The organism is Streptomyces eurocidicus, from assembly GCF_002891295.1.
In the GTDB taxonomy this organism is placed as follows: domain Bacteria; phylum Actinomycetota; class Actinomycetes; order Streptomycetales; family Streptomycetaceae; genus Streptomyces; species Streptomyces eurocidicus.
In genome coordinates this window covers 240,265-265,895 of sequence record NZ_LGUI01000009.1, presented here as the reverse complement: position 1 = coordinate 265,895, position 25,631 = coordinate 240,265, and the positions used below count along the sequence as shown (strand labels likewise).

Here is a 25,631-nt window from a genome sequence, read left to right as displayed (position 1 = left end):
AAGCCCCCCCGCCGCACCCAGGGACGCACTGAGCCCCGGACCCATCCGGATCCGGGGCTCAAAGCATGTATGGGGCACAACCCAGTGTGACCTGGGAGCGCGTCCGAGGGTACTGCGCGCTGCGGCTCGGGGGCCGAGGGGCGTCGGTCAGGCGCTGGCGTTGCGCGCCCGGTTGCGAGCGGCGCGGCGCTTCATGGCGCGGCGCTCGTCCTCGCTGAGGCCACCCCAGACGCCGGAGTCCTGGCCGGACTCGAGCGCCCACTGCAGGCACTGCTCCATCACGGGGCAGCGACGGCAGACGGCCTTGGCTTCCTCGATCTGCAGCAGCGCAGGACCGGTGTTGCCGATGGGGAAGAACAGCTCGGGGTCTTCCTCGCGGCAAACGGCGTTGTGACGCCAGTCCATGGCTGCTCCATCTCCTCGTTATTGCGGCTACGTTGCTTGTGAATGTGAACGCTTTCACGAATCCCCCCGCAAGGGAAGGGCCGACGCCCAGTCAGGAACTGGTGCGGTCCAGGAAAAAGGGAGGGGGTTCGGGCTGAGTCGGTGGGGCCGGATAGGCGGCCGTCCCGATCGCCATGAAGAGACTCGCAAACCTCGGCTGCGGATACAACCCCTTCTGGAAAGTTTTTTTTGATTCCTCGGTGTCGGCTAGGTCACAGCCGTACTTCCAGGGGGTGCAACCCAGTCTAAACGTTCGAGTGGAAGGACTTTAGGCCCTACCACTCACACAATCACACGCAGTGCACGGCGTACGCCTGTGAACGTCACGCTCGTACGCAGCCCGAGGTGGTCGCCGTCCATCTGGAACGGCAAAGGAGCCTGCGAATGCAAGGTGAAGGCAGTCTGGTCGTGAAGTGACACCACATGCTTTCCACGGGGCCCGCGCTCCGGGGTCGAGGTCAGCAGCTGGGTGACGTGCCGGCTCGCCGTCGCGGTGGAAAGCCGGGTGAATCCCAGCACGTCAAGGGCGGTGTCGAAGGACGCCTGCGGCGAGGCGTAGACCGGGCGGTTGCCCAGGTACGTCCATGGCGCGGTGTTGCAGATTATCGACATGACGAGATTCTCGAGTGGCTCGTCGCCCGGTCGTTCGAGGGTGATCGTGCCGTGCCGGCGGTGCGATTCCTTGAAGAATTGGCGCATCACCTGTCGCACATACAGAGCGTGCGTCGAACGCTTGCCGCGCTCCCGCTGCTGCTCCACCCGGCCGATCACACTCGCGTCGAATCCGAAGCCGGCGCAGAACGTGAACCAGCGGGGCGGAACGCCCTCGTCCTCCGTACCGGGGGTACCGGCGGCGAGTCCCAGGCCGACCGTGCGTTCGGTGCCCTCGCGCAGCGCGTCGAGCAGTGCGCCCGTGGCCTCCACCACATCGTTGGGCAGCCCCAGCGCGCGGGCGAAGACATTGGTGGAGCCGCCGGGCACCACGGCCAGCCGGGGGAGGCCCTCCGGATCGGGGCCGGCGTGCAGCAGGCCGTTGACGACCTCGTTGACGGTGCCGTCCCCGCCGAGCGCGACCACCAGCTCGGTGTTCCCGTCCTCGGCCGCCCGGCGGGCGATGTCCCGGGCGTGGCCCCGGTACTCGGTGGTGGCGACCTCCAGCTTCAGGTCGCTGGCGAGGGCGTGCGCCAGGACATCGCGGGTACGGGCACTGGTGGTGGTGGCCGAAGGGTTGACCACGAGGAGCGCACGCATGCGCGCCAGCCTACCTACCTGTCGGTACACGACCCATCCCAGGCCCGCCTTCCCACTGCCTTCCCCGGCGCCCACCGAGGCCCGCCGGGTCCCTCGGGACCGGCCTCCCGCGTTTCTCCTGCGGCTACCCTGCTGGGGTGAGCAGCAAGCAGTCCGCGTCGAAGACCCCCCGTAAGAGCGCCGCCCGGAAGGGTGCCGGCGCCGGCACCGGCCGCCCCGCGGGCGGTCAGGGCGCGCCTGCCCGGCCCGCCGGGCCCACGGACCCCCGGCCGGCCCGGCTGACGGCCGCCGCCGCGCTGTCCGGCCTGGAGGGCGTCGCGCTGGTCGCCTCCGGGATCTATCTGCTGGTGATGGGCCTGCTGGGGAAGCCGGACAGCCCGCAGCAGGCGGAGACGGGCGGCCTCACCGTGCTGGCGCTGGCCGCGCTGCCGCTGGTGGCGGCGCGCGGGCTGTGGCTGCGGCGGCGCTGGAGCCGGGGGCCCGCCATGATCACCCAGATCATGGCCCTGCCGGTCGCCTGGACGCTGGCCAACGCCGGGGGCGCGCTGATGATCGCGGCGGGTGTCGTGCTGGCGCTGGTGGCCGTGGGCACCCTGGCGCTGCTGGTGAACCCGACGGCGACCGAGGCGCTCGGCATCACCCCGCGCGACGTCTGACCTCCGTGGGGCCCGTGTGCGGGGCCCGCGCGGGCGGCGGGCCCGCGTACGGTCCTGGCCCGCGTCATGAGCGGCGGGCAGGGCTACCGGGAGCGCCGCACCGGCAGGACTCGCCCGGAGGGCGGCATTCCCAAGCGTTCCCGCGAGGAGCGTCCCCACGGGGAGTGATCCCACGAGAACGGCCCCGTGACGGATGGCCCCGTGACGGACGGGCCCCGCGGTACGCCCGCGCGCGACGCGACGCCGTGCCGCTCGGCTCCACGACGCCCGGCGCCGCAGGCCGTCCCGCGTCGCCGCGGCACCGTACGCACCCCGCCGTAGGCGGCTTCGCTCACTCCTCGATGAGCAGCCGGTCCCGGAGCTGGGCGAGGGTGCGGGCGAGCAGCCGGGAGACATGCATCTGGGAGATGCCGACCTCCTGGGCGATCTGCGACTGGGTCATATTGCCGAAGAAGCGGAGCAGCAGGATCTTCTTCTCGCGCGGCGGGAGGTCCTCCAGCAGGGGCTTGAGCGACTCGCGGTACTCCACGCCCTCCAGCGCCTCGTCCTCCGCGCCCAGGGTGTCCGCCACGGCGGGGGACTCGTCGTCCGTGTCCGGGACGTCCAGGGAGAGGGTGCTGTAGGCGTTGGCGGACTCCAGGCCCTCCAGGACCTCCTCCTCCGAGATCCCCAGCTGCTCGGCCAGCTCATGGACGGTGGGCGCCCGGCCGTGCCGCTGGGAGAGCTCGGCGGTGGCGGTGGTCAGCGCCAGCCGGAGCTCCTGGAGGCGGCGCGGCACCCGCACCGCCCAGCCCTTGTCGCGGAAGTGCCGCTTGATCTCGCCGACCACCGTCGGCGTGGCGTAGGTGGAGAACTCCACGCCGCGGTCCGGGTCGAACCGGTCCACCGACTTGATCAGGCCGATGGTGGCGACCTGGGTGAGGTCGTCCAGCGGCTCACCGCGGTTACGGAAGCGGCGCGCGAGGTGCTCCACCAGGGGCAGGTGCATCCGCACCAGGTGGTTGCGCAGCTCGGCGCGCTCGGGCGAGCCGTCCGGAAGCGTCCGCAGCTCGATGAACAGGGCCCGGGCACCACTGCGGTCGTTCGCATGCGGGTGCTGGTGCCACTGTTGTTGCTGGTGCTGATCCATGTGGTCCGCCCGCTCTGGTGGGTCGCTCGCCTGGCCCGGCTCCGGGTTCACCGGATCACCCGGGTCCTCCGGGCGCGGCCGGGCAGGCTGCTGCGGGATGGCCGGGGTACGCACTCCCCGCGACGATGCAGTACTCACGGAGCCCCCTCTTCCGTCACGGCTGTCCGGGGCCGGCGCCGCGCTTCTTGTGCAGGCTGATGCTGACCGTGCGGTCCTCCGCGACGGTCGAGTCGACCTCACCGGCCAGGGCGGAGAGCACCGTCCAGGCGAAGGTGTCGCGCTCGGGTGCGCGGCCGTCCGTGGTGGGCGCCGAGACGGTCACCCGGAGCGCGTCGCCCACCAGGCGGAAGACGCAGCTGAGTACGGAGCCGGGCACGGCCTGTTGCAGAAGGATCGCGCATGCCTCGTCCACGGCGATGCGCAAGTCCTCGATCTCGTCGAGGGTGAAGTCCAAGCGGGCCGCGAGGCCGGCAGTCGCCGTCCGCAGCACCGACAGGTAGGCACCCGCAGCGGGCAGCCGGACTTCCACGAAGTCCTGGGTCCCGGGCTCGCCTGCGATTGGGGACACCCTCACCTCCAAGGTGGCACAAGCTTCTTGAGCTGTTACGAGCACCGGCACCGCGCTTCTGGTCGCCCTCCGGCGGAGGGCGGCGCGGTCCGGTGCGGCACATGGTTCGGCTGCGACGCTATCGCGATCCGAGGTTCCGTGGAGCAGCACCGCCACTGTCACTCATGGTAAACCCATGAGCACGGACAGTGCCTAGGGCCTTGCGGTCTCAATTCGAAAGAGCGGTCGCCCTGTTGGGATTTTCGTCACTCTGCGCGAACGCCGCAAGAGTGCGGAGCGGTTCTCCGGACATCCGTTGCACCGTCCATTCGTCCATCGGCTCGGCGCCGAGCGACTTGTAGAACGCGATCGAGGGAGCGTTCCAGTCCAGCACTGACCATTCGAAACGCTGATAGCCACGGTCGACGCAGATCCTGGCGAGCTCGGCGAGGAGCGCCTTGCCGAGCCCGGTGCCGCGGGCGCGCGGCCGGACGTAGAGATCCTCCAGATAGATACCGTGCGTACCCGTCCAGGTGGAGAAGTTGCGGAACCAGAGTGCGAAGCCGAGCGGTTCACCCGCCGCCGCACCGCCGGCGCCGGTGGATCCGTCACTCTCCGCTATCAGTGCGAAGATCGCCGGGTGTGCGCCGAACAGCGCTTCGCGCAGCTGCTCCTCGGTCGTCCGCACGCCCTCCAGCGCCCGTTCGTAGTCCGCCAGTTCGCGGACCATGGCGTGGATCTCGGGAACGTCGTCGGGCGTGGCGGGTCGGATCATGTCTGCATGCTAGCGGTCACCGGTGACAGTACCCCGGCGGCCGAGGGGCCACCCCCGCCGCCGGGCCGGGGCCCCTCCGGTCAGACGATGCGCCGGTCCACATAGCACCAGCGCCAGCTCTGCCCGGGCTCGTAGCTGCGCATCACCGCGTGCCCCGACTCCTCGAAGTGCCCGGTGGCGTGCCGGAAGGGCGAGGAGTCGCAGCACCCCACGTGCCCGCACTCCAGACACAGCCGCAGCTGCACCGGGTGGCTGCCGGCCGCCTCGCACTCGGGGCAGGTCGGGTGCAGCGCGGCCGGCTCGGGGCGCGGCAGCTCGGGAACGTGAGGGCATTCGCTCATGATTGCCAGATTAGAACTGAACCAAGACGGGTGGGGACCCATGGACGTAATGCCACTGCTGTTGCTGGTCGCGGTCAGTGCGGCGATCGCCGGAGCGGCCCGGCGCACCCCCGTGCCCGCGCCCCTGCTGCTGGTCGCCGCCGGGCTCGTCGCCTCCTACGTGCCGGGCGTGCCGCGCTACACCCTCGACCCCGCCATCGTGCTCCCCCTGCTGCTGCCGCCCCTGCTGCACACCGCCGCGCTCGACAGCTCGTACCTCGACCTCCGGGCCAACGTCCGGCCCGTCGCCCTGCTCTCGGTCGGCTACGTCCTCTTCGCGACGCTCGCCGTCGGCTACGTCGCCTATCTGGTGGTGCCCGGTCTGCCGCTGACCGCCGCGCTCGTACTCGGCGCCGTGGTCGCGCCGCCGGACGCCGTCGCCGCCACGGCCATCGCGCGCCGCCTCGGGCTGCCCTCCAGGATCACCACGATCCTCCAGGGCGAGTCGCTGGTGAACGACGCGACCGCCATCACCGCCTTCAAGGTCGCGCTCGCCGCGGCCGTGGGCGAGGGCGCGACCTGGGGCGAGGGCCTGCGGGAGTTCGCGGTCGCCTCGGTCGGCGGGGTCGCCGTCGGACTCGTCCTCATGGTGCCGCTGCACTGGCTGCGCAAGCGGCTGCGCGAGCCGCTCCTCCAGAACACGCTCTCGCTCCTCATCCCCTTCTTCGCCTACGCCGCCGCCGAGCAGGTGGAGGCGTCCGGGGTGCTCGCCGTCGTGGTCGTCGGACTCTTCCTCGGGCACCACTCCTGGCAGGTCGACTTCGCCACCCGGCTCCAGGAGGCGGCCGTGTGGCGGATGGTCGCCTTCGTTCTGGAGTCCGCGGTCTTCGCGCTCATCGGGCTGCAACTGCCCGTGGTGCTGCGGGGCCTCGGCCCGTACGGGCTCGGGGAGACCGCCCTCTGGTACGCCACCGCGGTCTTCGCCGCCGTCGTGGCCGCCCGCTTCGTCTGGGTGTACCCCGCGAGCTTCCTGCCGCGCGCCCTCTCGCCGAGGATCCGCGAACGGGAGCCCGACACGACATGGAAGAGCGTGTTCGTCGTCGGCTGGGCCGGCATGCGCGGCGTCGTCTCGCTCGCCATCGCCTTCTCCATCCCCGTCACCACGCACAGCGGCGAGCCGTTCCCCGCGCGCAACCTGGTCCTCTTCCTCACCTTCAGCACCGTGATCGGCACGCTGGTCGTCCAGGGGCTCACCCTGCCGCCGCTGATCCGCCGGCTGCGGCTGCCCGCCCGCGACCGGGCCGCCGAGACCCTGGCCGAGGCACAGGCCCAGAGCGAGGCGTCCGTCGCGGCCGAGCGCCGCCTCGACGAACTCCTCGCTTCCGGGAGCGCCTCCCTCCCGGAACCCCTCGCCGACCGCCTCCGCGCGGTCATGGAACGGCGCCGCAACGCGGTGTGGGAGCGGCTCGGGACGGTCGACGAGACGACGGGGGAGTCGGCGGACGACACGTACCGCCGGCTGGCCGGGGAGATGATCGGCGCGGAGCGGGAGGTGTTCGTGGCGCTGCGGGATGCTCGGCGGATCGATGACGAGATGTTGCGGACGTTGTTGCGGCGGTTGGATCTGGAGGAGGCGGCGGCTTATCGGGAGGAGGAGTGAGGGCGGGTGCGGGTGCGGGTGCCGCTGCGCGGGGCTTTCCCCGACCCGCCCCTTCCCGAACGGGGCTCCGCCCCGGGCCCCGGTCCTCAATCGCCGGACGGGCTGAGTTGTTGCCCGGAACCGGGCGGGAAAGTCACCCCTGGCGCAGGGGAAAGCCGACCCCGGACAGGGGTGAATCCAGCCCGGCTGGGGGCACCCCCAGCGGTAGCTGGGGGAGGTAGCCGGGGGAGTTTGAGGACACCGCGCGTCAGCGCGGCCGGGGGCCCGGGGGCTTGCCCCCGGTTTCGGGAAGGGGCGGGGTGGGGACAGAGCCCGCCGCGGGCGTCCGGCCCGCCGGCTCCGCCGCCCCCGTCACCACCGCCGCCACCGTCGTCCCCCGCGCGAACGCCCCCGCCTCCGTCAGCACCGTCAGGCCGTGCAGCGCCTTCGCCACGTACAGCCGCTCCAGCGGCAGCCCGTGCCGGGCCGTGAAGTCGTCGGCGAAGGCGTCCAGCTCGGGTGTGCTGCGGGCGTAGCCGCCCGCGTGGAAGCGCTCGTCCAGCCGCCAGTCACCGCGCCGCCCGCCGAACGCCTCGGTCTGCAGGCGTTCGATCTCCCGGCCGAGGAAGCCGCCCTTGAGCACGGGGAAACCGATGGCCCGCTGTCCCTCGCCGAGCCCGGCCGCGAGCCCGGCGAGCGTGCCTCCGGTGCCGCAGGCCACCCCCACCACGTCCGCCATCCCGCGCAGTTCCAGGCCGAGCTCCGCGCAGCCCTGCGCGGCGGCGGCGTTGGACCCGCCCTCGGGCACGACGAAGCAGGGCCCGCCGGCCTCCGCGAGCAGCGCGGCCAGCACCTCCGGCTCCGTCTTGCGCCGGTAGGTCGCGCGGGTGACGAAGACCAGCCGCATGCCGTCCGCCGCGCACCGGGCCAGCGAGGGGTTGAGCGGCCGGCCCGCCAGCTCGTCGCCGCGGACGACGCCGACGGTCGCGAAGCCGAGCAGCCGGCCCGCGGCGGCGGTGGCCCGCAGATGGTTGGAGTACGCGCCGCCGAAGGTCAGCAGGGTGCGGTGGCCCGACTCGGCGGCGGCCCGCAGGTTCGGCGCCAGCTTCCGCCATTTGTTGCCCGGCAGGTCCGGGTGTATCAGGTCGTCCCGCTTGAGCAGCAGCCGTACGCCGCGCCGCGCGAACCGCTCGTCCGGCAGCTCCACGAGCGGGGACGGCAGCCGCGGCCGCAGCGCGGCGAGCCCGGCGGCGGAGCCGGGGGCGCCGTCGGCCGCGTGCTCGGCGGGGAGGTCACTGGTCACCCGTCCATTGTCACTTGAGCCGCTCACGGACCCGTTCGCGCAGTTGTTCCATGGAGAAGCCGACCGGGTCGGTCTTCCCCGGCCGCCATTCGAGATGGCCGATCACGGACCGCTCGGTCCAGCCGTGGTAGCGGCAGATCGCGGCCGCCACCTGCTCGGCGGCCAGGAGCTGCTCGTCCGGCCAGGGGTCCTCGCCGTCCCCGAGGTTGACGCACTCGAAGCCGTAGAAGTGGACGTTCCCGTCGGTGTCCGCCCAGCGGACCGGGGGCAGCCGCTTCTCGGCGATCACCGCCTGGAGGACGTCGCCGTCGCCCGCCCCGGCGTGGTTGGCGCGCCCGCAGCCCACGAGGTGGATCCGGCCGTCCTTGGCGATCACGCCATGGCAGAGCGGGCCGGGCAGCCGGTCGTAGCCGTTCCAGCAGAGGCGGACGGTGCTGTCGGTCCCCGAGGAAGCCGTGTGGTGGATCATGACGCCGTTCACCGGCCCCCAGGGGCCGTGGCCGGCGCGGTTGTGGTGCCGCCATCCGTCGACCTCGACGACGGTGGCCCCCTCGCGTCTGAGCGCGGCGAGGAACTCGTTCGCGGACATGGGTGGAGCCATGCCGCCCCTCCTTGCAATGCGTATGACGTACGCCGGACGCGTAAGCCGAATGACCCCCTTCTACCCAAAAGTTCGCAGGTGGGCCGGGCGTTCGGATATCGTGCGAGCCGATCCGGCCTCAGGCCGAAAATCCCATCGTCGACACGGAAGCGCGAGACTCGGACAGTGGACTACCAGGCCGTTCTCGAAGAGGTCGCCGCGTTCGCGCGCCCGCTGGTGGGCCGTGGCCAGGTGGCCGACTACATCCCCGCCCTCGCCGGAGTGGACACCGGGCGCTTCGGGATGGCGGTCGTCGACGTCGACGGCGGGGTGTACGGCGTGGGCGACTGGGAACACCCGTTCTCCGTGCAGTCGATCTCCAAGGCGTTCAGCCTCGCGCTGGTCCTGGCGGAGGGGGGCGGGCGGATCTGGGAGCGGGTCGGGACAGAACCGTCCGGAAACCCCTTCAACTCCCTGGTGCAACTCGAATACGAGAACGGCATCCCGCGTAACCCGTTCATCAACGCGGGCGCCCTCGTCGTCACCGACCGGCTCCAGACCCTGACCGGCGACGCCAGCACCACGATGCTGGAGTTCCTGCGCGCGGAGAGCGGCAACCCCGACGTCGCCTTCGACCCGGCCGTCGCGGCCTCCGAGACCGAGCACGGCGACCGCAACGCGGCCCTGGCCCACTTCATGGCCAGCTACGGCAACCTCGACAACCCCGTCCCCACGGTCCTGGAGCACTACTTCTGGCAGTGCTCCATCGAGATGAGCTGCCGCGACCTCGCCCTGGCGAGCGGCTTCCTGGCCCGCCACGGGCTGCGCGCCGACGGCACCCGCCTGCTGCCGCGCCGCGAGGCCAAGCAGATCAACGCGGTCATGCTCACCTGCGGGACGTACGACGCCGCCGGCGACTTCGCCTACCGCGTGGGCCTGCCCGGCAAGAGCGGGGTGGGCGGCGGCATCGTCGCCGTCATACCGGGCCGCTGCACGCTCTGTGTGTGGAGCCCCGGCCTGGACACCCGGGGGAACTCGGTGGCGGGCGTGGCCGCGCTGGACCACTTCACGACGCTGACGGGCTGGTCGGTGTTCTGACCCCCGGCCCCGCGCGGTGGCGAGGTGCCGCGCCGTCCCCCATCGTGGACGAGGAGGTGCCTCATGGAGCACGAGCTTCGCGCGGAGTACGTGGACGGGTTCTCGCCGGAGGACGCGGACGCGGTCGTCAAGACGTGGCATGTCGTCCGGGAGGACGAGGCGACGGGGATGTGCGGGCGGGAGCTTTCGCCTGCGGCGGCGACGCGTTCGGCGGATGACTGGGGGAGTGTGCCGGTCTGCCATTCGTGCGGGGCGCTGTATCTGCGGGAGTCGCCGTAGGCGGGGGGCTTTTCCCCACCCCGCCCCTTCCCGCAACCGGGGCTGGCGCCCCGGGCCCCCGTTCCGCGCTGACGCGCGGTGGCCTCAAGCGCCGGCCGGGCTGGATTTTCGCCCCTGTCCGAGCTCGGCTTTCCGCCCGATCCGGGGCAACAAATCAGCCCGTCTGGGGGCACCTCCTGGGGGCACCCCCAGCGGTAGCTGGGGGAGTTTGAGGACCGGGGTCCGGGGCGGAGCCCCCCGCGCGGCGGAGCCGCACATCGGATACTGCGGGAAGGGGCGGGGCTGGGGAAACGCCCCCCGCAGGGGCGCGGCTACGGGCAGCGGATGACCTGGCCCGCGTACGACAGGTTCCCGCCGAAGCCGAACAGCAGAACCGGCGCCCCATGCGGAATCTCGCCCCGCGCCACCAGCTTCGACAGCGCCAGCGGAATGCTCGCCGCCGACGTGTTCCCCGACTCCGTCACATCCGTCGCCACGATCGCGTTCACCGCCCCCAGCTTCCGCGCCACCGGCTCGATGATCCGCAGGTTCGCCTGGTGCAGGACGACCGCCGCCAGCTCCTCCGGCGCGACCCCGGCCCGCTCGCAGACCCGGCGGGCGATCGGCGGGAGCTGGGTCGTGGCCCAGCGGTAGACGGACTGGCCCTCCTGGGCGAAGCGGGACGGGGTGCCCTCGATCCGGACGGCGTGCCCCATGCCGGGCACCGAGCCCCAGACGACCGGGCCGATCCCCGGCTCGTCCGAGGCCGTGACCACGGCGGCGCCCGCGCCGTCGCCGACCAGGACACAGGTGGTGCGGTCGGTCCAGTCGGCGACCGAGGTGAACTTCTCCACGCCGATGACCAGCGCGTTCGTCGCGGCGCCGGCCCGGATCGCATGGTCGGCGGAGGCCAGCGCGTGGGTGAAGCCGGAGCAGACGACGTTGACGTCCATCGTGGCCGGGGCGGCGAGCCCCAGCGCGGCGGCGACCCGCGCGGCCGTGTTCGGGCTGCGGTCGTCCGCGGTGCAGGTGGCGACGAGGACGAGGTCGATGGCGTCCGCCGCGAGGCCGCTGTTCGCGAGGGCCTTGCCGGCGGCCTCCGTGGCCATGGAGGCGACCGTCTCGTCCGGCTCGGCGACGCGCCGGGTGCGGATGCCGACGCGGGAGCGGATCCACTCGTCGCTGGTGTCCACCATGGCGGCCAGCTCGTCGTTGGTCAGCACTCTGGCGGGCTGGTAGTGGCCGAGGGCGAGTACGCGGGACCCGGTCATCGGCGGTTCCTCCTGCGCGGGGCGGGCAAGCTGGTACGGGAACCAACAGTCTCGACGGTACTCGGTTCGTACGGGGTATGTGATCCGCCAATGTTCGGGCCCGATAACTGGCACAAACCTCAGGGCCCGGCCGTGTCGCACGGCCGGGCACCTGCCCCCGCGGCCCCTTGCCGGGCCGGTGGCGGAAGGGGTCCGGGACGCCCCCGGACCGGGCTCAGCGCAGGGTGAGCGCCGAGCGGATGGTGGTGAAGAGCTGGGTCTGGTCGGTCACCCCGAGCACCCGCTCGGCCTGCGGGCCCTGCGCCGCGATGCGCACCTGGGTGCCGGTGTGCTCCTGCGCCTTGCCCGGGGTGTTGGTGGAGTAGTTGACCTTCAGCTGCCCGCCCTCGTTCGTGACCAGGGTTGAGGACAGCCCGGGCGGGGTGGCCTCCAGCGGCACGATCTGGCTGGTGTGGGCGTGGTCGGCCGTGGTGACCACGAGCGTGTCCGGGTGGGCGGCGGCGTACGCGCGGGCCACCTTCACCGCCCGGTCCAGGGCGGCGGTCTCGCCGATCTGGCCGCAGGGGTCGGCGGCGTGGTCGCGCTTGTCGATCGAGGCGCCCTCGACCTGGAGGAAGAAGCCCTTCTTGGAGCCCTTCTGCTTGGCCTCCAGCAGCTGGAGCGCCTTGCGGGTCTGGTCGTCCAGGCTCGGCGTGCCCGCCTTGCGCTCCGGGTTGCTCGTCACACAGCGCTGCGGCTCGGTGCCGCCCTGGGCCGCGGCCTTGCCGGTCCACTCGACGGGGACGTTGCCGTCGGCGAAGAGGCCGAGGACGGGCTTGCCGGGCCGGGCGTTCTTGAGGCCCTTGTCGTCGGTCACCACCTGGTAGCCGAGCTTCTCGGCCTGCTGGGTGACGGTCGCGCCCTTGAAGCGGCCCTCGGAGATCTTCTGGTCGAAGCGGGCCTTGCCGCCGCCCAGCAGCACGTCCACCTTGTGGTTCACGCTCTGCTCGGCGATCGAGCCCGGGCCGCCCTTGGCGATCGTGTCGTTCGGGCACGCCTTCATGTCGTTCGGGCCCGCGCAGCTGCGGTCGGTGGCGTGCGAGGCGAGCACGGCCGGGGTGGCGTCGGTGAGCTCGGCGGTGGTGACGCTGCCGGTCGCCAGGCCGTTGCGCTGGGCCAGCTCCAGGATCGTCGTCATCGGCTTGTCGGTGCCGGGGGACTTGGATATCCGGCCGTTGACGGTCTTCTGGCCGGTCGCCCAGCCGGTGCCGCTGGCGGCGGAGTCGGTGACGTAGTCCGGCTTGCCGTTCTTGTCCACGGAGTACGTGGTGTACGCGCCGGTGAGCGGGAACTTGTCCATGTTCAGCCGGCCCGCCGCGCCCACGGTGTAGTCACGGGCCAGGGTGACCTCCGAGTCACCCATGCCGTCGCCGATGAGCAGGATGACGTTCTTGGCCTTCTGGGCGCCGTGGCCCGCGAACGGCGCGGCGGCGGCCTCCCGGCCGGACGCGTCGCCCGAGTCCGACGCGGCGTACGCGGCCGGTACCGCGACCCCGGCGGCGAGCAGCGCGGCGGCACCCCAGGCGAGACGGCGCCGGTACGGACGAGAACCCATGGTGTTTCCTCCTCAGAGCCCGGGCGGGATGCCCGGCCGCACGAAGCTCACCAGGGGTGGGTGTACCGCGGAGGACGTCCAGGTGACGCCGAGGTCACCGCGGGCTGTCGGCGGAGGGCGCGGGGGCCGCCGCGGCGTCGTCCGTGCGCAGCGCCTTGGCCTCGCTCTTGAGGATGCGCATCGACTTGCCCAGCGACCGGGCGGTGTCCGGCAGCTTCTTGGAGCCGAACAGGACGACCAGGACGACTACGACCACGAGGATGTGCCAGGGCTCCAGGGCGTTGCGCAGCATGAGGGCCGCACCTCTCTTCGGTTCAGCGGTGTCGGGTGGTGACGCCGGACGGCGCCGGGGTACCCGTTCACCATACTTGCCAGATTGCGCAACTGGACAACCAAAGTGGTCTCCCGGCCGTCTATGCGGACGACAGGGCAGGCGCCGGGGAGTACCGGGGGAGTAGATGAGGGCTCGTAGATGACTGGCACCCGAGGGAAGGGCGGACCCCACCGGATGCGGATCCCCGCGGTCGTCCTGGTGTCGCTGCTGATGCTGCTGACCGCCGGGGCCGGCTGGGTCTACCTCAAACTCAACGGCAACATCAGCACCTTCGACGCGGACGGCCTCTCCGACGACCGGCCCGGCGCCGGGGCCGCCGGGCAGAACGTCCTGGTCATCGGCTCGGACTCGCGCTCCGGCGGGAACAGCGGGCTGGGCGGCGGCGAAGGGGACGTGGGCCGCTCGGACACCGCCTTCCTGCTGCACGTCTACGGCGACCGCAAACACGCCGTCGGGGTCTCCATCCCCCGCGACACCCTCGTGGACATCCCGCCCTGCCGGCTGCCCGACGGCACCTGGACGCCCCCGCGCACCCGGGCGATGTTCAACTCCGCCTTCTCCGTGGGGGAGTCGGCCAAGGGCAACCCGGCCTGCACCCAGAACACCGTCGAGAAGCTCACCGGCCTGCGGGTCGACCACACGGTCGTCGTCGACTTCGAGGGCTTCTCCGCGATGACCTCGGCCGTGGGCGGCGTCCAGGTGTGCGTCCCCAAGGACGTCTACGCGGGGGACCTCAACCCCCACCTCGGCACCCGCGGCGACCTCCTCTTCCCCCGGGGGCAGCAGAGCGTCTCGGGCCGGAAGGCGCTGGACTACGTCCGCGTGCGCCACGGCATCGGCGACGGCTCCGACATCGGCCGCATCCAGCGGCAGCAGGCGTTCGTCTCCAGCATGATCAAGAAGGTGCGGTCGCAGGGCCTCAACCCGACGACGCTGCTGCCGCTGGCCGACGCGGCCACCAAGTCGATGACCGTCGACCCCGGTCTGGGCTCGGCCGACAAGCTGATCTCCTTCGCGATGTCGCTCAAACACATCGACCTGCACGACATCAAGTTCGTCACCGTCCCCTGGCGTTACGCGGGGGACCGCGTCGACATCGTCCAGCCCGACGCCGACGCGCTGTGGGCCTCCCTCAAGGCCGACCGCACGATCGACGGCCAGGACGCGACGGGGAAGGGGCGCGGATCCGCCGGCGGTGCGGGCGGCGGGGCCGCCCAGGCGGAGGCCGCCGCGCCGGTCAAGGGCGAGGGGACGCGGGTCTCCGTCGCCAACGGCACCACCGTCACCGGCCTCGCCGCCCGTGCCGCCGCGGCCCTTGAGGAGCGCGGCTTCACCGTCACGGGCACCACCACCGCGCACGGGCGCGACCAGGCGACCACCGTGATCGCCTTCGGCCCCGGCCAGGCGGGCCGCGCCCACGCCCTCGCCCGGATGTTCCCGGGCGCGTACGTCCGGGGCGACGCCGCGGACGGCATCTCCGTCACCCTCGGGAGGGATTACGCGGCAGCGCCGACCCCGGGCGCGGAGCCGTCCCCGGACCCTTCCGGCACGCCGCCCCCGGACCCTTCCGGCACGCCCTCCCCGGAGACCAAGGCGCGGGCCCGGTCGGCCGACGACGACCCCTGCGCCGACCTCTCGTACGGCTGAGAGCGCGCCCGCCGGCCGGCCGGGGACATGGATGTGCCCCGGCCGGGCAGGGGAATGCGGGGGGCGAGGGGGGAACGCCGTGCCTGATTGATCCGTTTTCGTGGTAAGCGCAGAGTGAGAGTCCGTTGATCCCTTCTTCGAGCAGTCCTTCTCCGAGGAGCAACGCCATGTCCGCCACCCACCGGGCGCTGCCCAGGCCGCTGCTGGTCCTGATCGCCGCCTTGATCGCGTTGGCCGGCGCGGCGTTCTCCGCCCCCGCCGCGCACGCCGACCCCGGTACCACCGCCACCGGCCTCGACGCCGCGGCCGAGGTGCTCAAGAAGGGGCCCGTCTACGTCGACCCCCGGGCCGACGCCCAGCTGCCGGCCGCCGACGCCGAGGCGCTGGCGAAGAAGATCAGGGACGCGGGGAAGCCGGTCTTCGTGGCCGTCCTGCCCGCCACCGACGACTACCCCAAGGCGACGGTCTTCCAGGACCTGCGCTCCAAGGTCGGCATCGCCGGGGTCTACGTCATCCACCGCGGCACCGAGTTCAACGCCCACGCCGACCGCAAGGTGATGTCGGTGGCCGCCATCCGTAATCTCACGGGTTCCGTCCAGCGGTCCGGCGGCGACGCGAAGACCCAGCTCAACAGCTTCGTCGACCAGGCCGACCGGCAGGCCAAGGGCAGCGAGCCCGGTTCCTGGGGCGACTCCGACTCCGGGGTCTCGGCCACCGGCCTGATCACCGGCGGCGCGGTCGTCGTCGCGGGCGGCGCGGGCGCGTACGCCCTCTACCGGCGTAACCGCAAGCGCCGGGAGGAGCGCGAGCGCGCCGAGCTCGACGCCCTCCGCGTCGTCGTCGACGAGGACATCACCGCCTTCGGCGAGGAGCTCGACCGGCTCGACTTCTCCCCCTCCGAGACCGGCGCCGACGACGCCATGCGCAAGGACTACGGGACGGCGCTCGACGCCTACGAGGAGGCCAAGTCCAAGATGGCCGCCGCGAAGGTGCCGGCCGATGTCACGGCCGTCACCGGGACGCTGGACCAGGGCCGCTTCGCCCTGGCCACCCTCGCCGCCCGCCGCACGGGCGCCCCGCTGCCCGAGCGCCGCGTGCCGTGCTTCTTCGACCCGCGCCACGGCCCGTCCGTCCAGGACGTGGAGTGGGCGCCCCCGGGCGGTACGGTCCGGACCGTACCGGCGTGCGCGGCCGACGCGGCCCGGGTGGCCGACGGCCAGGAGCCGCTGTCCCGCACGGTGCGGACCCCGGACGGCCCACAGCCGTACTGGAACGCGGGCCCCGCCTACGCCCCCTGGGCGGGCGGCTACTTCGGCGGCGGCCTGCTGCCCGGCCTGCTCGTGGGCACCATGCTGGGCGGGATGCTCAGCGGTCCGGCCTACGCGGCCTCGCCCGAGGCGGGCGGCCCGGAGGGCGGCGACTACACGGGCTCGGACTTCAACACGGACGACTTCGGCGGCGGCTGGGGTGACGGCGGCGGATTCGGCGACGGCGGGGGCGGGGGGTTCGGGGGCGGCGACTGGTGACGGGGTGCGGCCTCCTCTTTTCTGGAGATCGGGGGAGGCCGCCCTGGGCCGAGAGGCTCAGGACCTGCGGGAGGCTTGGGAAAGCCCCGGCCCGGGGCCGGAAGCGTGGGGGGGCTGGGAGGCCCTTGGGGGTCGGGAGGTCCGGAAGCGCCGGGGGTGAGAGGTCCCTGGGCGGGGCAGAAGGGCCGGAAGCGTGGGGGTTTCCGGAATCCCCGAGGGTCTGGCCCCCCGGGGAGTCCTCGCGCGTCCGGTGGGCTGGTCCTCCGCCTGTCCGGGGGCCGAGAGGTTCCTGGGCTCCGGGGGGCCGGAGGTGGGGGTTCCGAAGTCCCCGGGGGTCTGGCCACTCTCCGGGGGGCCTCGGGTGCCCGGCAGGCTGGCCCTCCGCTTGTCCGGGGGCCGAGAGGTCCCTGGGCTCCGGGAGGCCCGGAAGCGTGGGGTTCCGGAATTCCCGGGGCCTGGCCCCCCGGAGTCCTCGGGCGCCCGTTCGGCCGGTCCTCAGCCCGTTCGGGGTGCGGCCGGGGTGGTCTCCGGCAGGGGCCCGAAGCGTCGCCGTGCCGCCGTGAGCCCCGCCCCGTACAGCGCCAGCACGACCGCCATCAGCCCGTAGTACAGCGGCGGCAACGCCGACATCCCGAGCACCGGGCCCAGCGGGGACAACGGCAGCAGCAGGCCCACCACCGCCAGCGCCGACGTCGCGACCCGGATCGGCCCCGGCACCCGGCCCTCCGCCGCGCGGCGCCCCGAGCGCAGCAGCAGCATCACCAGCGCCTGCGTCAGCAGGTTCTCCGTGAACCACCCGGCGTGGAACGCGGCCTGCCCCTCCTCCTCGCCCAGCGACCGCACGGCCAGCGCCAGCACGCCGAAGGTGGCCAGGTCCGCGACGGCGTTGAGCAGCCCGAAGCCGGTCATGAAGCGCAGCAGGGCGCCGGGCCGCAGCACCGCCGGGCGCCGGTGGGCGTCCGGGCCCGGCCGGTCGAAGGCGAGGGCGAGCTGGGCGGCGTCGAAGCACAGGTTCTGCACGAGGACCTGCGCGGGCAGCATCGGCAGGAACGGCAGCATCAGGCCGGCCACCAGCATCGCGATGACGTTGCCGAGGTTGGAGGAGAGCGTGATCCGCAGGTAGGCGGCGATGTTGCCGGTGCTGCGCCGGCCGGTGACGATCGCCCGGTCCAGGGCGGTCAGGTCCTTCGACGCGAGCACCACGTCGGCGGCCTCCCGCGCGACGTCCACGCCGTCGCGGGGGCAGACGCCCACGTCGGCGGAGCGCAGCGCCGCCAGGTCGTTGACCCCGTCGCCGAGGAACCCCGTGGTCCGGCCCGCCTCCCGCAGGGCCTCGACGATCCGCGCCTTGTGCTCGGGCGCGCACCGCGCGAAGACCGTGCTCCCGGCGGCCAGACCGGCCAGCTCGGACCCGGTCAGGCCGTCGAGGCGGTCGCCGGTGACGACCTCGCCGGGCTCCAGGCCCAGCTCCCGGCAGGCGCGGGCGGCCGTGCCCGGGTGGTCGCCGGTGAGGACCTTGACGGTGACGCCACGCCGGGCGAGCGCCGCGAGCGCCTCGGCGGCGGTGGGCGCCAGGGCGTCGCGCAGCCCGACGAAGCCGAGCAGCGTCAGGCCGTACTCGTCGGCCGGGGTGTACGGGCGGGTACGGGCGGGCCGCTCGGCGACCGCCACGGCCAGCACCCGCAGCCCGTCCGCCGCGAGCTCCCCCGCGCGGCGGGCCAGCCGGACGCGCTCCCCGTCGCCGAGGGCACAGCGCTCCAGCACGTCCTCGGGGGCGCCCTTGACGACGAGGGTGTGCCCGCGCCCGCCGGCCGGTCCGGTGCCACGGACGACAGCGGTGGCGATGCGGCGTCCGGGGCCGTAGGGGAGGGCGGCGACGCCTTCGAGGTCGTCATCGGAGGGGGTCGAGGGGGTGGCGGGGGCTGAGGGGACGGCATGGAGGTGCCGGGTGGAGGGGCCTTCCCCGGCGGCCGGGGAAAGGGGGAGCGACGGGGTGCCGGCGTCCTGCGCGTACGCGCCCGGATGGTGGATGCGGGCCTCGTGCGCGCCTGCCTCGTACGCGCCCGTCTCGTGGGTGCCGGCCTCGTACCCGCCCGGCTCGTGCGTGCGGGTCTCGTGCGTGCCCGCTTCGTGGGCCTCCGGCCCGTGCGTCCCCGCCGCGCGGCCTTCCGCCCGGTGCGTCCCTGACGCGTCCGCACCCGTCCCGTACGCCCCCGGCGCCGCCGTGTCCTCGTCGGCGTCGAGGATCGCCTCGTCCAGCGCGTCCGGCGCGGGCAGCTCCGCGAGGTGGAGCGTCCACAGGGCGTTGACGGCGGCCCAGCGCAGCACGGCCGGGTCGTCCCGGCCCTCCGTGTCGACCGAGCACGCCACGACGGGGCGGTCCTGGGTGAGGGTGCCCGTCTTGTCCACGCACAGCACGTCGACGGCGCCCAGGTCGTGCAGGGCCGGGAGGCGGCGTACGACGACCTCGCCGCCGCGCGCGAGCAGCGCGGCGCCGCGCGCCAGCGCCGTCGTGACGACGACCGGCAGCATCTCGGGCGTCAGCCCGACGGCCACCGCGACGGCGAACGGCAGGGTCTCCAGCCCGCGCCCGCGCAGCAGCGCACCGGCGATCAGTACGACCGGGGCGGTGAGCAGCATGAACCGTACGAGCGTCCAGGCGATGCCGTTCACCGACCGGTCGAACGGGCGGAGCGGGCCCGTCCGCCGCTCCCCGCCGCGCGGCAGCGCCCCGGAGAGGACGGTGTCCGCCCCGGTGGCGATCACGACGCCGACTCCGCTGCCGGAGACGACGCTGCTCCCCTGGAAGCAGAGGTCGGGACGGGAGAGGAGAGCGCCGGGTGCGGCCGTCGGCCGCGTGCCGGGGTGGTGCGCCTCGCCGGGCGACCGCTCCCGGCCGGCCGGAGGGCGCGGCGGGCCGTGGCCACGGCGGGGCGGCCCGATGCGGGCGTGCCCGTACCGCCGCGTGCGTCGAGGAGCCGGGTCCCGCTCGGCGCCGGATCCGGCTCCGCCGGGGAACGCTCCGGGGCCGCGGTACCGCCGCCCGCCGCACCGGGTCCGCCCGGGCCCCCCGAGGCCCGTCCGGCCGCCGGGGCCTCCGGTCCGCCCGCCCCGGGCTCCCGCACCCGCTTCCCCACCGGTGCCGACTCGCCCGTCAGGGCGGCCTCGTGCAGGGTCAGGCCCGTCGCCCGGAGCAGCCGCAGGTCCGCCGGGACCACGTCGCCGGGGGCCAGCAGGACGACGTCGCCCGGTACGAGCTGGTCCACCGGCAGTTCCCGGGCGCACGGCGGCGCGCTCTCCGTCGCCCGCCTGCGCACCGTGGCCGTGGCGGCGATCAGATCGCGCAGTGTGGCCGCGGCGCGGTCGGCGCGGTGCTCGCCGGTGGCGCGCAGGACGCAGCTGACCGCCACCAGCACGGCGATCACACAGGCCGTACCCCAGGACGCCACCGCCGCCGAGACCAATCCCAGGCAGAGCAGTACGGCGGTGAAGGGGTCGCGGAGGGCGCGGGCGAGGCGGCGCGGCCAGGACGCGGGGCGGCGGCCGGGGAAGACGTTCTCGCCGTGCGCGGCGAGCCGTTCCTCGGCCTGCTGTTCGACGAGCCCGCGCGGTCCGCTGCCCAGCGCGCGCAGGACCTCCAGGGTGGTGCCGGCCGCGCCCGCGCCGTCAGGCGCCCAGCCCACGGAGCCGCCCGGAGCGGGTCCCGGTGACGGCGGCGGCGCCGGCCTTGCGGTCGGCGAGCTGGCCGACCATCAGCCGGACGATCGTGACGACGTCGGGGTCGTCGACCAGATAGACCACGCGGCGCCCCTCGCGCCGCGACCGCACCAGCCCGGCCAGCTTCAGCTTCGCCAGGTGCTGGCTGATCGCGGGAAGGGCTCCGCCGACCCGCTCGGCCAGCCCGCTGACGTCGCTCTCGCCCTGCGCCAGCGCCCAGACCAGGTGCAGCCGGGCCGAGGAGGCGAGCAGCCCGAACGCGGCGGCGGCCTCGGAGAGCACCTCCGCCGAGGGGTCGTCGGCATCCCCGCCCACACCCCCTGGGAAGTCCTCGACGCTCCCGACACCTGCGGCCACTGTCGCTCTCCCGTCCCTGTCGGGCGTCCTGTGCCCGGCACGACCAGTCTAGGCACCGCGCCGGGCGGCGGCCGCGAGCGGCGGAAGCCGGACATGCGCCGCCCGCGGGCTGGGCAGATGTCACCAGAGGAAACGGGCCGGATGGGCAGGAAAGTGCTCGATAGGGGGGCGTCGTGGAAATCTCGGGAATTTTCAGTGCGGTAGTGATCGGCCTGATCATCGGTGTACTGGGGCGCCTGGTGGTCCCGGGACGCCAGCGCATCGGTGTGCTGTGGACGATCGTGGTCGGTATCGCCGCGGCCCTCGTGGGGGCGCTCCTCGCCCACGCGCTGGGCGTGGGCGACACCAAGGGGATCGACTGGATCAAGTGGCTGATCCAGATCGGTCTGGCGGCCCTGGGCGTGGCCTGTCTCGACCGGGTGAAGTCCAGGCGCCGCCGCTGAGGCGCGGGGCGGGCGCGCCCGGGGCGGGCCGGTCGGGGCCGGTCGGATCCGGGCGGGGCCGCCGTCGTGGCTCTGTCGTGGCTCCGTCGTGTGTCTCAGGAGAGCTTGCCTTCGTAGTCCGGCAGCTTGACGGTCCGCTCGGCGTGCCCGCCGACCAGATCCGTGGTGTTGTTGCCGATATTGGCGATGATCCGGTAGCCCTGGGCCTCGATCTCCGCCCGCTTGGCGGTCTTGTACGCGCTGACGTCCCGGAAGAGGTCCGGGAAGTGACGTACGTACAGACCGCTGACCGGGTAGCCGACCCGCCGGAGGTTGTACTCGGTCGGCGCGTCGAGCAGGCCGGGCCGCGCGGTGACGAAGAAGACGGCGGCGCCCCGGGCGTGCGCGTACCGCGTCAGCTCCAGGACCGGCTCGATCGCCGGCGTGGGGTACGTCCAGTGGAAGTCCGTCTCCAGGGAGCTGTTGTCGATGTCGAGGACGATCGCCTGCTTCTCCTGCCGCGCGTTCGCGGTGCGCTCGGCGACGTAGGGCCGTGCACCGTCGATGGCGGACTTCACCTCACGCTGCCAGGCCGCGTAGTCGACACCCTTCAGCCCGGCGGTTCCGGATGTCCGTGCGGCGCCCTTGCCCGGCGTGGGCGCCGGGGTGCCGGCCGCGTTCGCGGTGCCCGCGCCCGCGGTGGCCGCACCCATGGTCAGAGCGGCCGTGGCCAGGGCGGCAGCGGTGCGGCGGGCGACGGCGGAAGTGATCGTTGCGGTCATGGACGGCATGCTCATGCCCGCCGGTGACCGGTACGGAAAGCCCCGGTGACCGGCCGGCGACGGCCGCCCCGCCCTTCCGTTTACCCGCGTCCGGCGAAAACCACAGGCATGCCCACCAGGCCACCGGGTAGGCGGCGGGACGTCACCAACGGATCTGGGGAGGACGACGTGACCATCACGGCATCCACGATTGCGACGGAGCGTCAGACGGCTGCCTCGCAGCGGGTCGAGGCATCGGTCGGGGGACTGCCGTACATCGAGGACGCGTCCACGGTGGCGCCGCGGGACGCGCGCCAGCTGTCGAGGCTCTTCTTCGACCGGCTCGCCGAGCTGGAGGAGGGGACCCACGCCTACCAGTACGCCCGGAACACGCTGATCGAGATCAACCTCTCGCTGGTGCGCTTCGCCGCCTCCCGCTTCCGCAGCCGGGGCGACCAGATGGAGGACATCATCCAGGTCGGCACGATCGGCCTGATCAAGGCGATCGACCGCTTCGACCTCGCGCGCGAGGTGGAGTTCACCACCTTCGCCGTGCCGTACATCGTCGGGGAGATCAAGCGGCACTTCCGTGACACGAGCTGGTCCGTGCACGTGCCCCGGCGCCTCCAGGAGCTCCGCGTCGAGCTGGCCAAGGCCACCGGCGAGCTCTCCCAGGAACTGGACCACTCGCCGACCCCGGACGAGCTCGCCACGCACCTCGGGCTGAGCCGCGAGGAGGTCGTCGAGGGCATCGTGGCCAGCAACGGCTACACCGCCGGCTCCATCGACGTGTCCGTGGACGAGGGCTCCGACCAGACCGGCAACAGCTTCGCCGACCGGCTCGGCGACGTCGACCCCGCCCTGGAGGGCGTGGAGAACCTGCACGCCCTCAAACCGTTGGTCGCCGAGCTCGACGAACGGGACCGGCAGATCCTGCGGATGCGGTTCGGCGGGGAGATGACGCAGTCGGAGATCGGGGCGGAGCTGGGGATCTCGCAGATGCATGTGTCGCGGTTGCTGACGCGGATTCTGGGGCGGTTGCGGGTGGGGTTGCTGGGGCGGTAGTGCGGGTGCGGGTGTGTGGTGGCGGTGGGGGTGCCGCTGCGCGGGGCCTTTTCCCCAGCCCCGCCCCTTCCCGCTGCATCCGATGTGCGGCTCCGCCGCGTGGCGGGGCAAGCCCCCGGGCCCCCTTCTTCCGCGCTCCGCGCGGTGTCCTCAATCGCCGGACGGGCTGGATCCGGATCCTGACTCAGACCGCGAGCGGCAGCGCCGGCCGTAGCCACGTCGCCCGTACCGTCTTGCCCTTGCCGTCGCCCTGACGCACCACTTCCAGCTGTGTGGCCAGCCTCTCGACCATGTGCCAGCCCAGGCCGCCACCCCCGGTCAGGTCCGGGGCGCGCGGCACGGGCGGGTCCGGGCTGGCGTCGGCGATCTCCACCACCAGCCTGCCCTGGACGGCCCGTACGCACAGCCGCCACCAGCCGCCGGTGTGCCGGATGGCGTTGGCGACCAGCTCCGACACCACCAGGACGACGGCGTCGGGGTCGGCCCAGGGGCAGTACCGGGCCAGGAACTCCGCCGTCGCGTGGCGGGCACCGGCGGCGTCCCCGTCAGGGGATTCGATGACGACCATCGTGCGGCTCCTTCTCGTTCTCCACCGGCCGCATACCCAGGGATCGCCGTCCCATGACGAATGGATCCATGGGATACCCCACGTGGCGTTCCGCCCGGGGGCCCGGGGGCTTGCCCCCGGTTCCGGGAAGGGGCGGGCAGGGGACAAGGCCCCGCGCAGCGGCACCCCGGCCACCTCCGGCCGCCGCCCTCGCCGCTACCGCACCCGTCCCCCCACCCCGACAACCCCCGCCGCCAGCAACGCCAGCCCCCCACCCACCCACGCGGCCCCCGCCACGGACCCCGCGTCCACCACGCGGCCGCCCACCAGCGCCCCCAGCGAGATCGCCAGGTTGAACACCGACACGAACAGCGCCGACACCCCTTCCCGTGCCCCGGGCGCCGGCGGTACGGCCGCCATCAGCCGGTTCTGGGTGGCCACCGACACGCCCCCGTACGCCAGCCCCCACAGCACCACGAGCACCGTGGCTCCCATGGCCCCGCCGCCGGCCACCGCCAGCGCGGGCATCACGACCGCCAGGGCGGCGGCGATCAGCAGAAGCGTGGCGCGGGGCCTGCGGGGGACCGCGGAGCCCGCGAGGAAGTTGCCGGCCACGCCCGCGGCCCCGTACGCCACCAGCAGGCCGCTGATCAGCCCGGCGTCCGTCCCCGGCACCCGTTCCAGGAGCGGGCGTACGAACGTGTAGCCCGCGAAGTGGCCCGTCACCAGCAGCAGGACCACCAGCAGCCCCACCCGTACCGGAGCGGTGCGCAGCGGGCCCAGGACGTTCCCGGCACCGCCGTCGGCCGGTTCCGGCGACGGCAGCGGTGGCAGCAGCGCCGCGAGGGCGGCCGTCACGGCCAGCGCCACTCCGCCCATGGCCAGGAAGGCCGTCCGCCAGCCGCCCGCCGCGCCCGCCAGCGTGCCCGCGGGCACCCCGAGCACCGAGGCCACGGCTATCCCGCTGAAGATCAGCGACGTGGCCGGCCCCACCCGCCGCTCGGGGACGAGCCGGACGGCCAGCCCGGCCGCGATCGCCCAGACCCCGCCGATGCACACCCCCACCAGCACCCGCAGCGCCACCAGCACCCCGATGTCCGTGGCGGCGGCCGACAGCAGGTTGGCCACCGTCAGCAACCCCATCAGGCCCACCAGCACCCAGCGCCGGTCCCGTCGCCCCGCGAGGCGCGTCACCACCGGGGCGGCGACCGCCGCGACCAGCCCGGGGACCGTCATCGTCAGCCCCGCCGTGCCGGCGGAGACCCCCAGGTCCTCCCCGATCGGCGTGAGCAGTCCCACCGGCAGCATCTCGGTCGTCACCACCGAGAACGTCCCGGCCGCCACCGCCGCCACGGCGGGCCGCCCGCCCGCCACCCTCGTCGTCTGCCTCACGTTCACCATGCGTCCCAGCCTCCGGAGCCGCGCCCCCGGGAACAACGCTCGATCCCTCACCGCTCTATGAGCGGGACTCATCGATCGACGGACGGGGGAGTTCGTGAGCGGCATGGACCTGCGGGAGCTGGAGTGCTTCCTCGTCCTCGCGGAGGAGCTGCACTTCGGCCGCGCGGGCGAGCGGCTGTACGTGTCGCAGAGCCGCGTCAGCCAGCTGCTGCGCTCCCTGGAGGGCCGGATCGGCGCCCGCCTCGTCGAGCGCACCAGCCGCCGGGTCGCCCTCACCCCGGCGGGCGAGCGCTTCCGTACGGCCCTGCGCCCGGCCTACGACGGGCTCCGCGCCACGGTCGAGGACGCCCGCGCGGCGGCCCGCGGGGTCGAGGGGGTGCTCCGGCTGGGGTTCCAGGGCACGGCGGACGGCGGGGTCACGGAGGCCATCGCGGCCTTCCAGGACCGCTTTCCGGCGTGCGCGGTGGAGATCGTGGAGATCCCGTTCTCGGATCCGTTCGGCGCCGTGCTGCGCGGTGAGGTCGACACGGCCGTGGTGCTGTTGCCGGTGGCGGAGCCCGCGCTGGTCGTGGGCCCGGTCTTCTCCAGGCAGCGGCAGACGCTGGCCCTCTCCGTACAGCACGCCCTGGCCGGCCGGCCGGAACTCTCCGCGGAGGACCTCGCCGACTGCCCGCTCGTCACCCCGGCCGCGCCCGCCCCCGCGTACTGGCGCGAGGCGCAGGCCCCGACCACCACGCCGGGGGGCCGGCCGATCCCGCCGGGCCCTTCGGTGACCACCCTCCAGGAGGGTCTGACGCTGACGGCGGCGAACCGGGCGGGGATGCTGCTGTGCGGGCCGACGGCCGATTACCACGGGCGCCGGGATGTGGCCTTCGTGCCTGTGGCGGGGCTGCCGGAGTCGGAGCTCGGGCTGATCCGGCGCCGGGACGGGGGGTCGGAGAGGGTGCGGGTGTTCGCGGAGGTTGTGGCGGGGGTGGTGCGGTGACGGG

At 73.6% G+C, this 25,631-nt stretch carries 24 protein-coding genes and 1 pseudogene; 9 read left to right on the top strand and 16 right to left on the bottom strand.

From position 1 onward, the window contains the following. Window positions 1-147: 147 nt before the first annotated feature. Window positions 148-405 (bottom strand): WhiB family transcriptional regulator, encoded by a 258-nt coding sequence (locus tag AF335_RS25175; protein ID WP_003953983.1) that lies wholly within the window; start codon window positions 403-405, stop codon window positions 148-150. A gap of 321 nt (window positions 406-726) precedes the next feature. After that, the gene (locus AF335_RS25170; protein WP_102920695.1) at window positions 727-1,695 is read right to left on the bottom strand and encodes a diacylglycerol/lipid kinase family protein; all 969 of its coding nucleotides are present in this window, start codon (window positions 1,693-1,695) and stop codon (window positions 727-729) included. Between the two features lie 137 nt (window positions 1,696-1,832). Here AF335_RS25170 and AF335_RS25165 point away from each other — a divergent pair, with 137 nt between their 5' ends. Then, a complete protein-coding gene (locus tag AF335_RS25165; protein ID WP_102920694.1) occupies window positions 1,833-2,351 on the top strand; it encodes a hypothetical protein in 519 nt (172 codons plus the stop codon). A gap of 331 nt (window positions 2,352-2,682) precedes the next feature. On the opposite strand, the gene AF335_RS25160 is transcribed toward AF335_RS25165, so the two are convergent. The 4 genes from AF335_RS25160 to AF335_RS25145 all read right to left on the bottom strand — a co-directional run bounded on the left by AF335_RS25160 (window position 2,683) and on the right by AF335_RS25145 (window position 5,143). Then, a complete protein-coding gene (locus AF335_RS25160; protein WP_244927149.1) occupies window positions 2,683-3,618 on the bottom strand; it encodes an RNA polymerase sigma factor SigF in 936 nt (311 codons plus the stop codon). A gap of 16 nt (window positions 3,619-3,634) precedes the next feature. Continuing rightward, window positions 3,635-4,048, bottom strand: coding sequence for an ATP-binding protein (locus tag AF335_RS25155; RefSeq protein WP_102920692.1), 414 nt, complete (start codon window positions 4,046-4,048; stop codon window positions 3,635-3,637). A 208-nt stretch (window positions 4,049-4,256) separates the two neighbouring features. After that, complete coding sequence (locus AF335_RS25150; RefSeq protein WP_102920691.1) at window positions 4,257-4,802, bottom strand: GNAT family N-acetyltransferase; 546 nt, start codon at window positions 4,800-4,802, stop codon at window positions 4,257-4,259. A gap of 80 nt (window positions 4,803-4,882) precedes the next feature. Further along, the gene (locus AF335_RS25145; protein WP_102920690.1) at window positions 4,883-5,143 is read right to left on the bottom strand and encodes a UBP-type zinc finger domain-containing protein; all 261 of its coding nucleotides are present in this window, start codon (window positions 5,141-5,143) and stop codon (window positions 4,883-4,885) included. A gap of 40 nt (window positions 5,144-5,183) precedes the next feature. Here AF335_RS25145 and AF335_RS25140 point away from each other — a divergent pair, with 40 nt between their 5' ends. Further along, on the top strand, window positions 5,184-6,782 hold the full coding sequence (locus AF335_RS25140; RefSeq protein WP_102920689.1) for a Na+/H+ antiporter: 1,599 nt from the start codon (window positions 5,184-5,186) through the stop codon (window positions 6,780-6,782). A gap of 247 nt (window positions 6,783-7,029) precedes the next feature. Here the strand turns inward: AF335_RS25140 and AF335_RS25135 are convergent, their stop codons facing one another. Both AF335_RS25135 and AF335_RS25130 read right to left on the bottom strand, forming a co-directional pair. Continuing rightward, entirely contained in the window at window positions 7,030-7,995 is a 966-nt protein-coding gene (locus AF335_RS25135) for a 1-aminocyclopropane-1-carboxylate deaminase/D-cysteine desulfhydrase (protein ID WP_221504856.1), read from the bottom strand. A 79-nt stretch (window positions 7,996-8,074) separates the two neighbouring features. Beyond that, window positions 8,075-8,665, bottom strand: coding sequence for an N-acetylmuramoyl-L-alanine amidase (locus AF335_RS25130; RefSeq protein ID WP_102920687.1), 591 nt, complete (start codon window positions 8,663-8,665; stop codon window positions 8,075-8,077). A gap of 165 nt (window positions 8,666-8,830) precedes the next feature. Here AF335_RS25130 and AF335_RS25125 point away from each other — a divergent pair, with 165 nt between their 5' ends. Both AF335_RS25125 and AF335_RS25120 read left to right on the top strand, forming a co-directional pair. Then, on the top strand, window positions 8,831-9,742 hold the full coding sequence (locus AF335_RS25125) for a glutaminase (protein WP_102920686.1): 912 nt from the start codon (window positions 8,831-8,833) through the stop codon (window positions 9,740-9,742). Between the two features lie 63 nt (window positions 9,743-9,805). Beyond that, a complete protein-coding gene (locus AF335_RS25120; protein ID WP_102920685.1) occupies window positions 9,806-10,021 on the top strand; it encodes a hypothetical protein in 216 nt (71 codons plus the stop codon). Between the two features lie 311 nt (window positions 10,022-10,332). Here the strand turns inward: AF335_RS25120 and AF335_RS25115 are convergent, their stop codons facing one another. The 3 genes from AF335_RS25115 to tatA all read right to left on the bottom strand — a co-directional run bounded on the left by AF335_RS25115 (window position 10,333) and on the right by tatA (window position 13,157). Further along, window positions 10,333-11,271, bottom strand: a complete 939-nt coding sequence (locus AF335_RS25115) for a beta-ketoacyl-ACP synthase III (protein ID WP_102920684.1) — start codon at window positions 11,269-11,271, stop codon at window positions 10,333-10,335. A 214-nt stretch (window positions 11,272-11,485) separates the two neighbouring features. Further along, window positions 11,486-12,865 carry an alkaline phosphatase gene (locus AF335_RS25110; protein ID WP_102920683.1) on the bottom strand — a complete coding sequence of 460 codons (1,380 nt, stop codon included), beginning with the start codon at window positions 12,863-12,865 and terminating at the stop codon, window positions 11,486-11,488. 94 nt (window positions 12,866-12,959) lie between these two features. After that, window positions 12,960-13,157, bottom strand: a complete 198-nt coding sequence (gene tatA, locus AF335_RS25105) for a Sec-independent protein translocase subunit TatA (protein ID WP_102920682.1) — start codon at window positions 13,155-13,157, stop codon at window positions 12,960-12,962. 180 nt (window positions 13,158-13,337) lie between these two features. Between tatA and AF335_RS25100 the strand changes: the two genes are divergently transcribed. Together AF335_RS25100 and AF335_RS25095 are read left to right on the top strand one after the other, a co-directional pair. Further along, on the top strand, window positions 13,338-14,846 hold the full coding sequence (locus AF335_RS25100) for an LCP family protein (protein ID WP_228773109.1): 1,509 nt from the start codon (window positions 13,338-13,340) through the stop codon (window positions 14,844-14,846). A gap of 167 nt (window positions 14,847-15,013) precedes the next feature. Beyond that, the gene (locus AF335_RS25095) at window positions 15,014-16,372 is read left to right on the top strand and encodes a hypothetical protein (RefSeq protein ID WP_102920681.1); all 1,359 of its coding nucleotides are present in this window, start codon (window positions 15,014-15,016) and stop codon (window positions 16,370-16,372) included. 495 nt (window positions 16,373-16,867) lie between these two features. On the opposite strand, the pseudogene AF335_RS25090 reads toward AF335_RS25095, so the two are convergent. Together AF335_RS25090 and AF335_RS25080 are read right to left on the bottom strand one after the other, a co-directional pair. Beyond that, window positions 16,868-20,013: pseudogene (locus AF335_RS25090) on the bottom strand (HAD-IC family P-type ATPase); the annotation flags it as partial. A gap of 25 nt (window positions 20,014-20,038) precedes the next feature. Then, window positions 20,039-20,446, bottom strand: coding sequence for an ArsR/SmtB family transcription factor (locus AF335_RS25080; RefSeq protein ID WP_376697763.1), 408 nt, complete (start codon window positions 20,444-20,446; stop codon window positions 20,039-20,041). Between the two features lie 173 nt (window positions 20,447-20,619). Between AF335_RS25080 and AF335_RS25075 the strand changes: the two genes are divergently transcribed. Continuing rightward, window positions 20,620-20,889, top strand: a complete 270-nt coding sequence (locus AF335_RS25075; RefSeq protein WP_102920678.1) for a GlsB/YeaQ/YmgE family stress response membrane protein — start codon at window positions 20,620-20,622, stop codon at window positions 20,887-20,889. A 95-nt stretch (window positions 20,890-20,984) separates the two neighbouring features. On the opposite strand, the gene AF335_RS25070 is transcribed toward AF335_RS25075, so the two are convergent. Beyond that, window positions 20,985-21,650 carry an HAD family acid phosphatase gene (locus AF335_RS25070; protein WP_102920677.1) on the bottom strand — a complete coding sequence of 222 codons (666 nt, stop codon included), beginning with the start codon at window positions 21,648-21,650 and terminating at the stop codon, window positions 20,985-20,987. A gap of 174 nt (window positions 21,651-21,824) precedes the next feature. On the opposite strand from AF335_RS25070, the gene AF335_RS25065 reads away from it, so the two are divergent. Next, complete coding sequence (locus AF335_RS25065; RefSeq protein WP_244927158.1) at window positions 21,825-22,694, top strand: RNA polymerase sigma factor SigF; 870 nt, start codon at window positions 21,825-21,827, stop codon at window positions 22,692-22,694. A gap of 184 nt (window positions 22,695-22,878) precedes the next feature. On the opposite strand, the gene AF335_RS25060 is transcribed toward AF335_RS25065, so the two are convergent. Both AF335_RS25060 and AF335_RS25055 read right to left on the bottom strand, forming a co-directional pair. Further along, complete coding sequence (locus AF335_RS25060; protein ID WP_102920675.1) at window positions 22,879-23,262, bottom strand: ATP-binding protein; 384 nt, start codon at window positions 23,260-23,262, stop codon at window positions 22,879-22,881. Between the two features lie 195 nt (window positions 23,263-23,457). Continuing rightward, window positions 23,458-24,642 (bottom strand): MFS transporter, encoded by a 1,185-nt coding sequence (locus AF335_RS25055; RefSeq protein ID WP_102920674.1) that lies wholly within the window; start codon window positions 24,640-24,642, stop codon window positions 23,458-23,460. Between the two features lie 94 nt (window positions 24,643-24,736). On the opposite strand from AF335_RS25055, the gene AF335_RS25050 reads away from it, so the two are divergent. After that, window positions 24,737-25,627 (top strand): LysR family transcriptional regulator, encoded by an 891-nt coding sequence (locus tag AF335_RS25050; RefSeq protein WP_102920673.1) that lies wholly within the window; start codon window positions 24,737-24,739, stop codon window positions 25,625-25,627. Window positions 25,628-25,631 lie beyond the last annotated feature (4 nt).

What these genes read in the sequence shown, in the direction of transcription:
- AF335_RS25110 (WP_102920683.1), bottom strand. Translation starts at nt 12,865, where the DNA reads ATGGGTTCTCGTCCGTACCGGCGCCGTCTCGCCTGGGGTGCCGCCGCG.
- AF335_RS25130 (WP_102920687.1), bottom strand. Translation starts at nt 8,665, where the DNA reads ATGGCTCCACCCATGTCCGCGAACGAGTTCCTCGCCGCGCTCAGACGC.
- AF335_RS25170 (WP_102920695.1), bottom strand. Translation starts at nt 1,695, where the DNA reads ATGCGTGCGCTCCTCGTGGTCAACCCTTCGGCCACCACCACCAGTGCC.
- AF335_RS25100 (WP_228773109.1), top strand. Translation starts at nt 13,338, where the DNA reads ATGACTGGCACCCGAGGGAAGGGCGGACCCCACCGGATGCGGATCCCC.
- AF335_RS25055 (WP_102920674.1), bottom strand. Translation starts at nt 24,642, where the DNA reads ATGGTGAACGTGAGGCAGACGACGAGGGTGGCGGGCGGGCGGCCCGCC.
- tatA (WP_102920682.1), bottom strand. Translation starts at nt 13,157, where the DNA reads ATGCTGCGCAACGCCCTGGAGCCCTGGCACATCCTCGTGGTCGTAGTC.
- AF335_RS25140 (WP_102920689.1), top strand. Translation starts at nt 5,184, where the DNA reads ATGGACGTAATGCCACTGCTGTTGCTGGTCGCGGTCAGTGCGGCGATC.
- AF335_RS25060 (WP_102920675.1), bottom strand. Translation starts at nt 23,262, where the DNA reads ATGGTCGTCATCGAATCCCCTGACGGGGACGCCGCCGGTGCCCGCCAC.
- AF335_RS25095 (WP_102920681.1), top strand. Translation starts at nt 15,014, where the DNA reads ATGTCCGCCACCCACCGGGCGCTGCCCAGGCCGCTGCTGGTCCTGATC.
- AF335_RS25120 (WP_102920685.1), top strand. Translation starts at nt 9,806, where the DNA reads ATGGAGCACGAGCTTCGCGCGGAGTACGTGGACGGGTTCTCGCCGGAG.
- AF335_RS25115 (WP_102920684.1), bottom strand. Translation starts at nt 11,271, where the DNA reads ATGACCGGGTCCCGCGTACTCGCCCTCGGCCACTACCAGCCCGCCAGA.
- AF335_RS25070 (WP_102920677.1), bottom strand. Translation starts at nt 21,650, where the DNA reads ATGACCGCAACGATCACTTCCGCCGTCGCCCGCCGCACCGCTGCCGCC.
- AF335_RS25145 (WP_102920690.1), bottom strand. Translation starts at nt 5,143, where the DNA reads ATGAGCGAATGCCCTCACGTTCCCGAGCTGCCGCGCCCCGAGCCGGCC.
- AF335_RS25150 (WP_102920691.1), bottom strand. Translation starts at nt 4,802, where the DNA reads ATGATCCGACCCGCCACGCCCGACGACGTTCCCGAGATCCACGCCATG.
- AF335_RS25175 (WP_003953983.1), bottom strand. Translation starts at nt 405, where the DNA reads ATGGACTGGCGTCACAACGCCGTTTGCCGCGAGGAAGACCCCGAGCTG.